At 66.5% G+C, this 12923-nt stretch carries 15 protein-coding genes; 13 read left to right on the forward strand and 2 right to left on the reverse strand.

Translation table 11 applies throughout. The features are described from left to right. Nucleotide 1: 1 nt before the first annotated feature. Together B3098_RS13555 and B3098_RS13560 are read left to right on the forward strand one after the other, a co-directional pair. Nucleotides 2-226 (forward strand): DUF2970 domain-containing protein, encoded by a 225-nt coding sequence (locus B3098_RS13555; protein WP_056565538.1) that lies wholly within the window; start codon nucleotides 2-4, stop codon nucleotides 224-226. A 36-nt stretch (nucleotides 227-262) separates the two neighbouring features. Next, complete coding sequence (locus tag B3098_RS13560) at nucleotides 263-1138, forward strand: cytochrome c oxidase subunit 3 (protein WP_175123885.1); 876 nt, start codon at nucleotides 263-265, stop codon at nucleotides 1136-1138. 164 nt (nucleotides 1139-1302) lie between these two features. On the opposite strand, the gene B3098_RS13565 is transcribed toward B3098_RS13560, so the two are convergent. Next, complete coding sequence (locus tag B3098_RS13565; RefSeq protein WP_105236947.1) at nucleotides 1303-1503, reverse strand: twin transmembrane helix small protein; 201 nt, start codon at nucleotides 1501-1503, stop codon at nucleotides 1303-1305. Between the two features lie 36 nt (nucleotides 1504-1539). Here B3098_RS13565 and B3098_RS13570 point away from each other — a divergent pair, with 36 nt between their 5' ends. The 5 genes from B3098_RS13570 to B3098_RS13590 all read left to right on the forward strand — a co-directional run bounded on the left by B3098_RS13570 (nucleotide 1540) and on the right by B3098_RS13590 (nucleotide 5594). Next, complete coding sequence (locus B3098_RS13570; RefSeq protein WP_175123884.1) at nucleotides 1540-2352, forward strand: SURF1 family protein; 813 nt, start codon at nucleotides 1540-1542, stop codon at nucleotides 2350-2352. A 77-nt stretch (nucleotides 2353-2429) separates the two neighbouring features. Continuing rightward, the gene (locus tag B3098_RS13575) at nucleotides 2430-3005 is read left to right on the forward strand and encodes an SCO family protein (RefSeq protein WP_175123983.1); all 576 of its coding nucleotides are present in this window, start codon (nucleotides 2430-2432) and stop codon (nucleotides 3003-3005) included. 21 nt (nucleotides 3006-3026) lie between these two features. After that, on the forward strand, nucleotides 3027-4064 hold the full coding sequence (locus tag B3098_RS13580) for a COX15/CtaA family protein (RefSeq protein WP_175137074.1): 1038 nt from the start codon (nucleotides 3027-3029) through the stop codon (nucleotides 4062-4064). A gap of 13 nt (nucleotides 4065-4077) precedes the next feature. Next, nucleotides 4078-4971 (forward strand): heme o synthase, encoded by an 894-nt coding sequence (gene cyoE, locus B3098_RS13585; protein WP_175123882.1) that lies wholly within the window; start codon nucleotides 4078-4080, stop codon nucleotides 4969-4971. 17 nt (nucleotides 4972-4988) lie between these two features. Next, the gene (locus B3098_RS13590) at nucleotides 4989-5594 is read left to right on the forward strand and encodes an SCO family protein (RefSeq protein WP_286896969.1); all 606 of its coding nucleotides are present in this window, start codon (nucleotides 4989-4991) and stop codon (nucleotides 5592-5594) included. A 40-nt stretch (nucleotides 5595-5634) separates the two neighbouring features. Here B3098_RS13590 and B3098_RS13595 read toward each other — a convergent pair whose 3' ends face one another. Further along, nucleotides 5635-5853, reverse strand: a complete 219-nt coding sequence (locus B3098_RS13595) for a DUF3717 domain-containing protein (RefSeq protein ID WP_175123880.1) — start codon at nucleotides 5851-5853, stop codon at nucleotides 5635-5637. Between the two features lie 133 nt (nucleotides 5854-5986). Between B3098_RS13595 and B3098_RS13600 the strand changes: the two genes are divergently transcribed. The 6 genes from B3098_RS13600 to B3098_RS13625 all read left to right on the forward strand — a co-directional run bounded on the left by B3098_RS13600 (nucleotide 5987) and on the right by B3098_RS13625 (nucleotide 12907). Next, nucleotides 5987-6679: a glycine zipper 2TM domain-containing protein gene (locus B3098_RS13600; RefSeq protein ID WP_286896973.1), complete on the forward strand. Its 693-nt coding sequence runs from the start codon at nucleotides 5987-5989 to the stop codon at nucleotides 6677-6679. A 44-nt stretch (nucleotides 6680-6723) separates the two neighbouring features. Next, nucleotides 6724-7581: a PhaM family polyhydroxyalkanoate granule multifunctional regulatory protein gene (locus B3098_RS13605; RefSeq protein WP_286896975.1), complete on the forward strand. Its 858-nt coding sequence runs from the start codon at nucleotides 6724-6726 to the stop codon at nucleotides 7579-7581. Nucleotides 7582-7649: 68 nt separating this feature from the next. Beyond that, the gene (gene glmU, locus B3098_RS13610) at nucleotides 7650-9023 is read left to right on the forward strand and encodes a bifunctional UDP-N-acetylglucosamine diphosphorylase/glucosamine-1-phosphate N-acetyltransferase GlmU (protein ID WP_175137078.1); all 1374 of its coding nucleotides are present in this window, start codon (nucleotides 7650-7652) and stop codon (nucleotides 9021-9023) included. Next, on the forward strand, nucleotides 8996-10408 hold the full coding sequence (locus B3098_RS13615) for an MFS transporter (protein WP_175123876.1): 1413 nt from the start codon (nucleotides 8996-8998) through the stop codon (nucleotides 10406-10408). The genes glmU and B3098_RS13615 overlap by 28 nt, the downstream gene beginning before the upstream one ends. Before the next feature lie 121 nt (nucleotides 10409-10529). Continuing rightward, nucleotides 10530-11852, forward strand: coding sequence for a UDP-glucose dehydrogenase family protein (locus B3098_RS13620; protein ID WP_286896979.1), 1323 nt, complete (start codon nucleotides 10530-10532; stop codon nucleotides 11850-11852). Next, complete coding sequence (locus B3098_RS13625) at nucleotides 11849-12907, forward strand: glycosyltransferase family 4 protein (protein WP_175123874.1); 1059 nt, start codon at nucleotides 11849-11851, stop codon at nucleotides 12905-12907. Before B3098_RS13620 ends, B3098_RS13625 begins: the two co-directional genes overlap by 4 nt. The last annotated feature ends 16 nt before the right edge of the window (nucleotides 12908-12923 follow it).

Raw genomic sequence — 12923 nt, forward strand, 5'->3', positions numbered from 1 at the left:
CATGAGCGACGACCTTCGCGAAACGTCTCAGCGCAAGCTGAGTTTCCTTCAGACGATGAAGGCGGTGGCGTGGGGGTTTTTCGGCGTGCGCAAGGGCGCGGGCTACCGTGAGGACAGCGCCAAGCTCAATCCGGTTCACGTGATCGTGGCCGGACTGCTGGCAGCGGCAATCTTTGTGACTGTGCTGGTTTTAATTGTTCGTTGGGCCGTATCCAGCCTGACTTGAATTACCTAAATCTAAATCTGTACCAGGGAGAAAGCCATGAGTGCAAGCCACTCGGTTCAAGGTAAAGAGGCACCGTACTACTTTGTCCCCGCCGACTCGGGCCATCCCGTGCGCATGGCCGTGGCACTGCTCTTCATGGGCCTGGGAGCCGCGGCCTGGGTCAACGGCGCGGACTGGGGCAAGTGGTCCGTGCTGGTGGGGTTCATCGGCGTGGTCATCGTCATGTATTACTGGTTCGGCGATGCCATCCACGAGTCCGAGACCGGGCTGAACAGCAAGCGCATCGACGGTTCGTACCGCTGGAGCATGAGCTGGTTCATCTTCTCCGAGGTCATGTTCTTTGCGGCGTTCTTTGGCGCGCTCTGGTACACGCGCACGATCACGACGCCGTGGCTGGGCGACATCGACCACCGCCTGATGCTGTGGCCGGATTTCCAGGCCGCGTGGCCGAACTTCGGTCCGGCTGGCGTGGTGGAACCGTTCCAGACCGTGGGGCCCTTCTGGCTGCCCACGATCAACACGGCCCTGCTGCTGAGCTCCGGCGTCACGCTGACCATCGCCCACCATGCGCTGCGTGAAAACCACCGCGGCAAGGCGAAGTTCTGGCTGGCGGCCACCGTCATCCTGGGCTTTGTGTTCGTGGCCTGTCAGGCGTTTGAGTACATCCACGCCTACCAGGACCTGAACCTCAAGTTCAACTCGGGCGCGTACGGGTCGCTGTTCTACATGCTGACGGGTTTTCACGGGTTCCACGTGATCCTGGGCGCCACGATGCTCACCGTCATCCTTATCCGCCTGATCCGCGGCCATTTCACGCCGGACCATCACTTCGGGTTCGAAGGCGCGGCCTGGTACTGGCACTTTGTCGACGTGGTGTGGCTGGGCCTGTACCTGTTCGTGTACTGGTTCTGACGTCGTGGTTCTGATCGCGGCCGGGGGCGCCGGCTGCGGTTGCAGCACGGGAAAGCGCGAAGGGATGGCTGGGCGGCAAGCCGGCATCCATCGCGCTTTCAGGCTATTTGGAGGGGCGCGCCGGCAATGCAGTGCAGGACCCGGGGAACCGGGACCCGTGCAGCCTATCTAAAACCGGTGCTTTCGATCCAGCCCATGTGATGGGCGAACAGCACGAACAGGAACAGGGCGACCGACAGGCCGATGCGGACCGTCAGCGCGTTGACCGTGCGGTTGGTGGTACCTTTGTCCCGCATCAGGTAGACCAGGGCGGATGCCAGACTGGCCAGTATCCCGATGAAGGCCAGAACGACGAAAACGCGCATTGTGGTCTCCCGACTATTCAGATTCAGCAACGACAGATGTCCCGACCGCATTCCACCCGCTACACGGTAGCCGCCTTATTGCTGCTTGGCCTGGCCGTGATGGTCCTGGTGTCGCTGGGGCAATGGCAGTTGCGCCGCAGCGATGAGCGACGCGCCATTCTGGCCTCGATCGAAGCGGGCCGCAAGCAAGCGCCGCTGGCGTTGACGCCGTCAACGCCGCCCGCCGACATGACGCCCTGGCGCGTGGCGCAAGCAAGCGGCACGTGGCTGCCGCAATTCAGTGTACTGCTGGACAATCGCAACCATGAAGGCCGGCCGGGCTACTGGCTGGCCACGCCGCTGCTGCTGGACGCGGCCACGAATCGCGCGGTGCTGGTGCTGCGGGGCTGGCTGCCGCGCGTCATCCAGGGCCAGGGCGAGCCGCAACTGCCGGCTACGCCCGAGGGCGTGCAGACCGTGCAGGGCGAGCTGTCGGTGCGTGTGCCGCGCATGTTCGAGCTGTGGTCGCTGAGCGGCGCGGAAACCTCCACCCTGCCCGCGGCGCTGCCGGTGGCGGGCGGCACGGTGCCGCAGGTGCAGAACCTGCCGCTGGACGCCTATGCCCGCGCGACCGGACTGAATTTTTTGCCTACGGTGCTGAGCCAAGGCGGCCAGGCCGATGATGGCCTGGTGCGCGACTGGCCCCAGCCCTCTGTCGATTTCCAGCAGAACACGTCGTACGCGGTACAGTGGTTCGCTTTTGGCGCAATTGCCGCCATTGCATGGCTGGTGGTGCTGGGGGGCGCCATCCGCCGCTCACGCCAGCGCGTGGACCAGCAGGCCCAGGCGCGCATGCGTGCGCGCAGATGACCAACGCTAATCCAGGATAAAAAGTGGCTCGCGACATTCCAACCAACAAGCCCGCAGTCAAGCGTTCGCTGACGCCCATGGTGCTGGTGTTCCTGTGCTCGCTGGCGCCCATCGTTGCGGCGTTCGTGGTCTACCTGAACCCGCAGTGGTGGCCCACCGATTCCAGCAATTACGGTACGCTGCTGTCGCCCCAACGGCCCATGCCCGCGGCGTCCGAACTGCGTCTGACCACGCTGGACGGCAAGCCCTTCGATCTGGAAAGCCTGAAGGGCAAATGGCTGCTGGTGGCCGCCGACGGCGCGGCCTGCCCCGAAAGCTGCGCGCGCAAGCTGTTCATCACGCGCAACAGCCACGCCAGCCAGGGCAAGAACGTGGACCGCCTGGCACGTGTCTGGTTCATCACGGATGACGCGGTGGTGCCGGACAAGGTGCTGGAGGCCTACAAGGGCACGGTAATGGTGCGCGTGGATCCGGATCAGCTGGCGCGGTTCCTCCTGGCGCGCGACACGGCCGCTGGCCAGCCCGGCCTGCAGGATCCGATCTGGGTGATCGATCCGCTGGGCAACCTGATGATGCAGTATCCCGCCGAGGCGGATGGCGTGCGGGTGCGCAAGGACATCAGCAAGCTCGTCTATAACTCGCGCATTGGTTGAATGTAGGTTTTTGATTTGAATATGGAACGCATCAAAGCGCGTTATCGCAAGCTCGTCTTCTTTACCTGGTTCCTGACGCTGGACCTCATCATGTTCGGCGCCTTCGTGCGCCTGACGGATTCCGGCCTGGGCTGTCCGGATTGGCCCGGCTGCTACGGCAGCGTCACGCCGATCGGCGCGATGGGCGACATCCACGAGGCCTCGCAGGCCATGCCCTTCGGGCCGGTGACGTTGTCCAAGGCCTGGATCGAGATGATCCACCGCTATGTCGGCGCCATCCTGGGCATGCTCATCATCGGCATCGTCTACATGGCGTGGCGCTATCGCCGCGAACTGGGCCGTTCGCCCGCGCTGGCCATCACGACGCTGGTCGCCGTGTGCGTGCAGGGCGCGTTCGGCGCCTGGACCGTGACCCACAAGCTCATGCCCGCTGTCGTGACGGCCCATCTGGTCTTTGGCCTGTCGGTGCTGGCGCTGATGACCTGGCTGTCTTCGCGCGAGCGTCCGCACCTCCCGGTAAGCGCGCAGGCCGTGCGCTGGAAGCCGTGGGTGGCGGTCGGATTCGGACTTCTGCTGGTGCAGGTCACCTTGGGCGGCTGGGTCAGCACCAACTATGCGGCGCTCGCCTGCATGGACTTTCCCACCTGCCACGGGGTGTGGGTGCCGGAAATGGACTTCCACGGCGGCTATTCCGTCATCCGGGGCCTGGGCGAGCTGCCTTCCGGCGAAATGATCTCGCAGCCCGCGCTGACGGCGATCCACTGGGTGCACCGCAATTTCGCTTTCGTGGTGTTCGTCTATCTGGGCATCCTGGCGTGGCGGCTGCGCGCCGCCGAGCCCGGTCTGCGCGGCCCGGCCACGCTGATGCTGGCCCTGCTGGCCGCGCAGCTGTTTACGGGACTGACCACCATCTTCTTCCAGTGGCCGCTGCTGATCGCCGTGCTGCACAATGGGGGCGCTGCGGGCCTGACGCTGGCGGCGGTGGTTTTGATGGTGCGTCTGGCGTCGGCCGGCCGCGAGCCGGTGGGGCGGTACGACCCCAATTTGGTGCGCGTTTAAAATGAGGTCCACTATGACCAGTCTTGCCGCTCCTCAATCCGGATTGCTCCGCCAGTACCTCGTTCTCACCAAGCCGCGCGTCACGCAGCTGGCGGTGTTTTGCGCCGTGATCGGCATGTTCCTCGCGGCGCCCGGCATTCCCGACATGCGCCGTGTGCTGTTTGGCACGATCGGCATCTGGCTGCTGGCCGCCGCCGCGTTCGCCATCAACTGTCTGATCGAACAGGAAGTCGACGCCCGCATGCTGCGCACCGCGCGCCGGGCCACGGCGCGCGGCACCATTTCGGCATTCCAGGTGCTGAGCCTGTCGGGCCTGTTGGGCGGCGCGGGCATGTTCGTGCTCTACAACATGGTCAACCCGCTGACCATGTGGCTGACGTTCGCCACGTTCGTGGGCTACGCCATCATCTACACCATCATCCTCAAGCCGCGCACGCCGCAGAACATCGTGATCGGCGGCCTGTCGGGCGCAATGCCGCCCGCGCTGGGCTGGGCCGCCGTTGCGGACTCGGTGCCGGCTGAGGCCTGGGTGCTGGTCCTCATCATCTTCATCTGGACCCCGCCGCACTTCTGGGCGCTGGCGCTCTATCGCAATCACGATTACGCCAAGGCCGGTTTGCCCATGCTGCCGGTGACGCACGGCAACCAGTTCACCCGCCTGCACATCCTGTTGTATAGCCTGGCGCTGATGGCGACCACGCTGTTGCCCTACGCCATCCGCATGAGCGGCGAACTCTATCTGCTGTCCGCTCTGGTGCTGGGCGGCATGTTCGTGTCCTACGCCTGGCGCCTGTACCGCGCGTACAGCGACGAGCTGGCCCGCAGCATGTTCCGTTTTTCCATTCTCTACCTGGCGCTGCTGTTTGGCGCGCTGCTGGTGGACCACTGGGTCGGCCTGTTGCGCTGATCCCCTGGAGGTTGTTGATGTCCGTGTTTTCCGCCAGCCGCCGGCTGGCCCTGCGACTGGGCGCAGCTGCCGCCGTCGCCGCCGCCCTGGCTGCCTGCGGCGAAAGCAAACCCGTATTCAAGGGCAGCGACATCAGCGGCACGCAGCTGGGCCGCGCCATGGAACTGCCCGATCACAATGGCAAGATGCGCCAGCTGTCGGACTTTTCCGGCAAGGTCGTGGTCGTGTTCTTCGGTTTCACGCAGTGTCCAGACGTGTGCCCGACGTCGCTGGCCGAACTGACCGAAGTCATGAAAAAGCTGGGTCCGGACGCCGATCGCGTGCAGGTGCTGCTGATTTCGGTGGACCCTGAGCGCGATACACCCGAGGTGCTCGAGCAGTACGTCACGGCGTTTGATCCGCGGTTCCTGGGGCTGACCGGCACGCCGGATCAGGTGAAGAAGGCGGCGGCGTCGTTCAAGGCGTATTACGCCAAGGCGCCCACCAAGGACGGCAACTACACGATGGACCACACGGCCGCGTTCTACCTGCTGGACGGCAAGGGCGAGTCGCGCGTGCTGGTCAACAACAACGTCGGGGTTGATGCCCTGACGCATGACATCCAGGCGCTGCTGAAGGGATAACGGGGGGGGTTCATTGCGGCGGAACTGGCCGCCAGCCTGCTCAGACCTTTGCAGCCGCCCAGGCCGCCAGCGCCGCGCGCGCTTTATCGCCGAGTTCGGCGGCGGCGATTTCGCGTTGATGGCTGATGATCATCAGCGCGTAAGGGGTGGCCAGCGCGGCCGCCTCGGGGCACAGGCGAGACTCTTCTCCCACTGATGGCGACGTGTTGCGCCAGTAGTTGATTGCCTGTTCCAGTTGGGTCAGCGTGATCGAATCCATGGGGCCTATTGTCCACGAATGCCCCACCCTGTCCACCCTCCATCTGCCCTGCAATGAAGGGTCACCATCGCAACATGCCGAAACCGCGCGCGGGTGCTATACCACTGCCGGTTAGTTACGATGGAGCATCGTCATGAATACCTCGACCTCTTCCGCGTCGCCGCGCCGCGGCTTGCATCCGCTGCTTGCCGCCGCGGCGATCGCCGTCATCGTCATGTGTTCGGTAGGCGTCGCTGCCGTGCTGGGCTGGCTGCCGTCGCCGTCCGCCAATCCGCACGCGCAGGCCGCCGTGGCCGAGGCCGGACCCGAGGACGCCAACCTGGCGCCGGCGCCGGCCGCTGAACCGCCCACCGCCGCGAATACCGCACCGCCGGGCGCGGGCAGGCCCGCCGGCCAGATGCATCAGGCGCAGCAATCGCAGCCATCGCAACCCGCCCAGCCCCAGCGTGCGGCGGCAGCGCCGGCGCAGCAGGCCTGCGCGACCTGCGGCGTGGTCCAGACCATCCGCCAGGTGCAGGTGCCCACCAAGGACGACAGCAACCATCTGGTCGGCACTATCGCGGGCGGCGTGGCCGGCGGCGTTGTGGGTAATCAGTTTGGCGGAGGCAACGGCAAGACGGCGCTGACGGTGCTGGGCGCGGTCGGCGGTGCTTTGGCAGGCCGTGAAGTTGAGCGTAATATCAGACAGCAACAAACAGTGACGCACTATGAACTCACGGTGCGCATGAATGACGGCAGCACGCGCCAGTTCCGCAGCGCGCAGCCGTTCGCGTTCGCCTCCGGCGACCACGTGCGCGTGGAGAACAATCAACTGCTGCCCGGGTGACCCCGGCCGCCGGCAGCAAGCACCCGACTATGGAGACACCTGGAATGAGCGACCAATACAACAACCCGTTCGTCCTGCCCGGCATGGGCCAGAGCTCTGATTTGTCGGGCAACCCGCTGCTGGCCAGCATGGAGATGATGCGTCAGGCGTGGGCCGGGTTGACCGGTCCCGGCGGCCTCGCCAGCAGCCTGCCCATGGCCCCGCCGATGAATTTGGAAGACCTGGACCGCCGCATCGCCGAGCTTCGCTCGGTGGAAAACTGGCTGCGCATGAATCTCAGCATGCTCTCGAGCACCATCCAGGGCATGGAAGTGCAGCGCTCCACGATCAGCACCTTGCGCGCCTTCGTGGACAGCGCATCGCGTATGGATATGGGAGCAAGCCAGGACGGCGCCGCGGCGTCGCCGCTGGAAGTTGCGCTGGGGTTGAAGCCGGCGCCGAAAACGGCGGGTTCTGCCGGTGCCGCTTCTGCGCAGTCCAGCAATGCGACCCCTTCAAGTGAAAAGGAAAACGGCGCCGCGCAGTCGGGTGCTCAACCGGAAGGCGCAGGCGCATCGGCCGGGAGCGGACCGGAATCGGCCGCCGCCATGAGCGAACAGATGGGCGCCGCGGCGCAGTCGGCGTCCAAGGCGTGGTGGGATCTGCTGCAGCAGCAGTTCAATCAGATCGCAGCGGCTACCGCTGCATCCATGCCGGCCGGCGCACCGGGCGCGGCAGGAACGCCGGGCGCTACCGGCGCCGCAAAGACCAAGCCCGAAGCCGCGGACCCCAAGGCGTCGGCCCAGCCGGACGCAAAGACCGGCAAACCGTCCGCCAAACCCGCCGCCGCGCGCAAACCGGCCGCCGCCAAGCGCACGGCCAAGACCGCCAAGAAAACCGGGCCTGCCGACGGCAAGCCCTGAATCCATCCTTCAATCGACACGCGGTAGGCCGCAAGGCCCTCCGCCCGTCTCTCAACCTACTGGAACCTATGCTTAATGTTGTGATTCTTGCCGCCGGACTGGGTAAACGCATGCAGTCCGACCTTCCCAAAGTGCTGCACACGCTGGCCGGCAAACCCATGCTGTCGCACGTGCTGGACAGCGCGCGCCAACTGAAGCCCGCGCGCATCATCGTGGTGGTCGGCCATGGCGCTGAACGCGTCAAGCAGGCGTTTGAAGGCCAGCCGGACCTGCACTTCGTGCTGCAGCAACCGCAACAGGGCACGGGTCACGCCGTGCAACAGGCCGTGCCGCTGCTGCTGGAAGGCGACGGCAAGGACGACGTCACGCTGGTGCTGTATGGCGACGTGCCGCTGGTGCAGCCCGAAACGCTGCAGCGTTTGCTGGACGCGCGCGGCCAGGGCGCCGCCGTGCTGACCGAAGTGCTGGCCGATTCCACCGGCTACGGCCGCATCGTGCGCGATGCCAACGGCAACGTGTGCCGCATCGTCGAACACAAGGACGCGTCCGACGCCGAGCGCGAGATCAAGGAAGTGAACACCGGCATTCTCAGCGCGCCCACCGCGAAGCTGAAGAACTGGCTGACCCGCATCGACAACAACAACGCCCAGGGCGAGTACTACCTGACCGACGTGGTCGGGCTGGCCGTGGTCGACGACGTGCCCGTGGGGGCGGCCCAGCCGGGCGCCGGCTGGGAAACGCTGGGCGTGAACAGCCGTGTGCAGCAGGCCGAACTGGAGCGCCGCTGGCAGGCCGAGCAGGCCCGCCGCCAGCTGGAAGCCGGCGTCACGCTGGCCGACCCGGCGCGCTTTGACGTGCGTGGCACGCTCACCTGCGGCCGCGACGTGTTCATCGACGTGGGCTGCGTGTTCGAAGGCCAGGTCTCGCTGGCCGACGGCGTGCGCGTGGGCCCGCATTGCGTGCTGCGTGATGTCAGCGTCGGTGCGGGCACGCAGATCGAAGCCTTCAGCCACCTGCAGCAGGCCGAAGTCGGCCGCGATGCGCGCGTGGGTCCCTACGCCCGCCTGCGTCCCGGCGCCGAACTGGGCGACCGCAGCCACGTCGGCAACTTTGTCGAGATCAAGAAAAGCGTGCTGGGCGCCGACAGCAAGGCGAACCATCTTGCCTACATCGGCGATGCGGACATCGGCGCGCGCGTGAACGTGGGCGCGGGCACCATCACCTGCAACTACGACGGCGTGAACAAGCACCGCACCGTCATCGAAGACGACGCTTTCATCGGCTCTGACACGCAGCTCGTCGCGCCCGTGCGCGTGGGCCGCGGCGCCACGCTGGGCGCCGGCACCACCCTCACGCGCGACGCACCGGCCGACAAGCTGACGGTGTCGCGTCCCAAGCAGGTCACCGTCGACGGATGGCAGCGCCCGGTCAAGAAGTCGTGACGCAGGAACAGGAAGCGGCCGCGGGCGGCGGGGCCAAGCCCGCGCCGCCCGACGGCCTGCCGGCGCCGCGCCGGTACTGGGCGGCGGCCACCGTGATGACGGGCATCAGCCTGTCGGTGCTGGACACCACCATCGCCAACGTGGCGCTGCCCACGATCGCCAAGGATCTGAACGCGCTGCCCGCGCAGGCGGTGTGGATCGTCAACGCCTATAACCTGGCCGTCGTGATGGCGCTCTTGCCGCTGTCCGCGCTGGCCGAGCGCATCGGCTTTCGCCGCATGTTCACGTTCGGACTGGTGCTGTTCACGCTGGCCTCGCTGGGCTGCGCGCTGGCCGGCACGCTGTGGCAATTGACCGCCGCGCGCGTGTTCCAGGGGCTGGGCGCCGCCACGCTCATGTGCATGTTCGGCGGGCTGGTGCGCAACATCTATCCGCTCAAGATGCTGGGGCGGGGCATCAGCATCAACGCCACCACGGTGGCGGTGATGTCGGTCCTGGGCCCCACCATCGGCTCGGCGATTCTGTCCGTCGCGCCGTGGCCGTGGATCTTTGCCGTCAACCTGCCGATCTGCGCGCTTGCCATGTTCGGCCTGCGTCATCTGCCCGAAGTGCCGCGCAACGATGTGAAGCTGGACTGGATCAGCGCGCTGCTCTGCATGGCGACGCTGGGCGTGTTCATCTCCGGCGTGGACATGATGGGCGAGGACCTGCTGCGCGGCATCGGTCTGGTCGCGATTTCAGCGGTGGCGGGTATTGTGCTGGTGCGCCGCGCCAGCCAGCAGACCGCTCCGCTGGTGCCGGTGGACCTGCTGCGCATCCGGCCGCTGGCGTTCGCGGTGGGCGCGTCGGCGTGCACCTTCGCCGCGCAGATGGCCTCGTATGTGTCGCTGCCGTTCTACTTCCAGCAGGTGCTCGGCCGGCCGTATCTGGAAGTGGGCATGCTGATGGGGGCGTGGCCGGTCGGCACGGCCATCATCGCGCCGCTGGCCGGACGCCTGTCCGACCGCTATTCCGCCGCCACACTCAGTGGCATTGGCGCGGCCACGATGGTCGCGGGCATGCTGTGGCTGGCGCTCCTGCCGTCCACGGTGTCGAACTGGCCGGTCATCGCCGGCATGTTCGTGGCCGGCGTGGGCTTCGGTTTCTTCCAGACGCCGAACAACCGCGCGCTGCTCTCTGCCGCGCCCCGGCTGCGCAGCGGCGCGGCGGGCGGCTTGCAGGCCACCACCCGGGTCTTCGGGCAGAGCTTCGGCACCGCGCTGGTGGCCATTGCCTTCAGTGTCAGCGCGGCCCACGGGCCGGGACTGGCGCTTGTGCTGGGCACGGTGTGCGCGGCGCTGGCCGTGGTGGTCAACACCGTCCGCTTCAACAAGCTGCGGACTTAGCAGCCGCTGGCGCCGGCTTGAGCCCGCTCGGACCCCCGGGCGCGGGCCGCTTCTATAATGGCGGCCGGCGCCCGGTTTCACTTTCCGGGCGCAAAGATTACCTATTTGAAGGCGCACAGGCATGAAAATCACGGTCGTGGGTACCGGTTACGTAGGATTGGTGTCGGGAGCGTGCCTGGCCGACATGGGCAACGATGTCATGTGCCTGGACGTGGACGCGGCCAAGATCGCGCTGCTGCGCCAGGGCGGCATTCCCATTTACGAGCCGGGCCTCGAAGACCTGGTGCGCCGCAACGTGCAGGCCGGCCGGCTGCATTTCACCGATGACGTCGCCCAGAGCGTGGCGTTTGGCGACGTCCAGTTCATCGCCGTGGGCACGCCGCCCGGCGAAGACGGTTCCGCGGACCTCAAGTACGTGCTGGCCGCCGCGCAGAATATCGCCCGCCACATGACCTCGCGCAAGCTGATCGTGGACAAGTCCACGGTGCCCGTCGGCACGGCCGACAAGGTGCGCGCCGTGGTCGCCAAGGAACTGGCCGAGCGCGGCGTCGACCTGCCGTTCACGGTGGCGTCCAATCCGGAATTCCTGAAGGAAGGCGCGGCCATCAACGACTTCATGAGCCCCGACCGCGTCATCGTCGGCGCCGACGACGACTACACGATCGGCGTCATGCGCCGCATCTACGAGCCCTTCCAGCGCACGCACGACCGCCTGATGGTGATGGACGTGCGCTCCGCCGAACTGACCAAATACGCCGCCAACGCCATGCTGGCCACGCGCATCTCGTTCATGAACGAGATGGCGAACCTGGCCGAAGTCCTGGGCGCCGACGTCGAACAGGTGCGCCGCGGCATCGGCGCCGATCCGCGCATCGGCTATCACTTCCTGTATCCCGGCGCGGGCTACGGCGGCTCGTGCTTTCCGAAGGACGTGCAGGCGCTGGTCAACACGGCGTCCGAGCACGGCCTGCCGATGCGCGTCATCGAAGCCGCCGAAGCCGCGAACCACGCGCAGAAATTCCGCCTGTCCGAGAAACTGATCGAGCGCTTCGGCGAAGACCTGCGCGGCCGCAAGATTGCGTTGTGGGGCCTGTCCTTCAAGCCCAACACCGACGACATGCGCGAAGCGCCCAGCCTGACCGTCATCGCCGAACTCACGCGCCGCGGCGCCGAGGTGCGCGCCTACGATCCGGTGGCCATGCACGAAGCCGGCCGCGCGCTGGCTGGCCATCAGGGCGTCAGCTTCGCCACCGACATGTACGACGCGCTGGACGGCGCGGACGCTCTGCTCATCGCCACCGAATGGAAGGTCTTCCGCGCGCCCGACTTCGATCGCGTCAAGGCCCTGCTCAAGACGCCGCTCATCATCGACGGCCGCAACCTGTACACGCCGGCCGACGTGCGCGGCCTGGGCTTCGAGTATTCAGGCATCGGCCGCGCATGAAGATCCTGCAGCTGAACTTCGAGAAAGGCTGGCGCGGCGGCGAGCGCCAGACGCTGTATTGCATGCGCGCGTTCCGCAAGGCCGGGCATGACGTCGAAGTGATGTGCCGCGAAGGCGCGCCGCTGGCCGAGCGCGCCCGCCAGGAAGGATTCGTCGCCCACACCGTGCGCAACGTGCCCGGACAGCTCGCGTTTCTGGCCGGCGCCGGCCGCTACGACATCATCCACGCGCAGACCGCCAACACCATCACGTGGGCCGTGCTGACCAAATGGCTGCATCGCCGGCCCGTGGTGTTCTCGCGCCGCACGTCGTTCGTCGTCAAGCCGGGCGACGAATGGAAGACCGGATACAAGTGGCGCCACACGGATCTGTTTGTGGCGATCAGCGAGATGGCCGCCGGCGAGCCGCGCCGACTGGGCATCGAGCCCGTCATCATCCGCAGCGCCGTCGAACCGCATCAGATCAACACCGAGAACGTCGCCAACCTGGTGCGCGAGTTCGACCTTGAGGGCAAGAAGGTCATGGCGACCTCCGCCGCCCTCATCCGCGACAAGGACCCCGTTACGCTGGTGCGCGCCGTCGGCGAACTGGCCAAGACGCGCCGCGACTTCGTCTTCCTGCACTTCGGCGCCGGCGGCGACCGCGAACAGCAGGCCAAGGACGAGGCCCGCAAGCTCGGCATCGAAGACGTCTACCGCTTTGCCGGCTTTCGCAAGGGCGTGGAAGACTTCTACAGCATTCTCGACGTCTTCGTCATGAGCTCCGAGGAAGAAGCGCTGGGCAGCAGTGTGCTCGACGCCTTCCTGCAACGTGTGCCCGTTGTTTCCACCGACGCCGGCGGCTTGAAGGAAAGCCTGGCCGACGGCCGCGGCGTGCTATGTGCCGTGGGCGATCATCAGGCCATGGCGGCCGGCATGGCGCGCTGCCTGGATGATGCGGCGTTCCGGCACGAGGTCACCGAACGCGCGTATGAGTACGTGCGCAATGAGCACGACGTGCAGAAGATGGGGAACCGGTATCTGGCGCAGTTTGAGCGGCTGGTGGGGCGGAAGTAGGCCGCTTCATCTGCCG

Source organism: Achromobacter sp. UBA2119, assembly GCF_002331005.1.
Classification (GTDB): domain Bacteria; phylum Pseudomonadota; class Gammaproteobacteria; order Burkholderiales; family Burkholderiaceae_B; genus Achromobacter; species Achromobacter animicus.

What these genes read in the sequence shown, in the direction of transcription:
- B3098_RS13575 (WP_175123983.1), top strand. Translation starts at nt 2,430, where the DNA reads ATGGTGCTGGTGTTCCTGTGCTCGCTGGCGCCCATCGTTGCGGCGTTC.
- B3098_RS13580 (WP_175137074.1), top strand. Translation starts at nt 3,027, where the DNA reads ATGGAACGCATCAAAGCGCGTTATCGCAAGCTCGTCTTCTTTACCTGG.
- B3098_RS13625 (WP_175123874.1), top strand. Translation starts at nt 11,849, where the DNA reads ATGAAGATCCTGCAGCTGAACTTCGAGAAAGGCTGGCGCGGCGGCGAG.
- B3098_RS13620 (WP_286896979.1), top strand. Translation starts at nt 10,530, where the DNA reads ATGAAAATCACGGTCGTGGGTACCGGTTACGTAGGATTGGTGTCGGGA.
- B3098_RS13595 (WP_175123880.1), bottom strand. Translation starts at nt 5,853, where the DNA reads ATGGATTCGATCACGCTGACCCAACTGGAACAGGCAATCAACTACTGG.
- B3098_RS13615 (WP_175123876.1), top strand. Translation starts at nt 8,996, where the DNA reads ATGGCAGCGCCCGGTCAAGAAGTCGTGACGCAGGAACAGGAAGCGGCC.
- B3098_RS13590 (WP_286896969.1), top strand. Translation starts at nt 4,989, where the DNA reads ATGTCCGTGTTTTCCGCCAGCCGCCGGCTGGCCCTGCGACTGGGCGCA.
- B3098_RS13560 (WP_175123885.1), top strand. Translation starts at nt 263, where the DNA reads ATGAGTGCAAGCCACTCGGTTCAAGGTAAAGAGGCACCGTACTACTTT.
- B3098_RS13570 (WP_175123884.1), top strand. Translation starts at nt 1,540, where the DNA reads ATGTCCCGACCGCATTCCACCCGCTACACGGTAGCCGCCTTATTGCTG.
- B3098_RS13555 (WP_056565538.1), top strand. Translation starts at nt 2, where the DNA reads ATGAGCGACGACCTTCGCGAAACGTCTCAGCGCAAGCTGAGTTTCCTT.
- glmU (WP_175137078.1), top strand. Translation starts at nt 7,650, where the DNA reads ATGCTTAATGTTGTGATTCTTGCCGCCGGACTGGGTAAACGCATGCAG.
- cyoE (WP_175123882.1), top strand. Translation starts at nt 4,078, where the DNA reads ATGACCAGTCTTGCCGCTCCTCAATCCGGATTGCTCCGCCAGTACCTC.
- B3098_RS13600 (WP_286896973.1), top strand. Translation starts at nt 5,987, where the DNA reads ATGAATACCTCGACCTCTTCCGCGTCGCCGCGCCGCGGCTTGCATCCG.
- B3098_RS13605 (WP_286896975.1), top strand. Translation starts at nt 6,724, where the DNA reads ATGAGCGACCAATACAACAACCCGTTCGTCCTGCCCGGCATGGGCCAG.
- B3098_RS13565 (WP_105236947.1), bottom strand. Translation starts at nt 1,503, where the DNA reads ATGCGCGTTTTCGTCGTTCTGGCCTTCATCGGGATACTGGCCAGTCTG.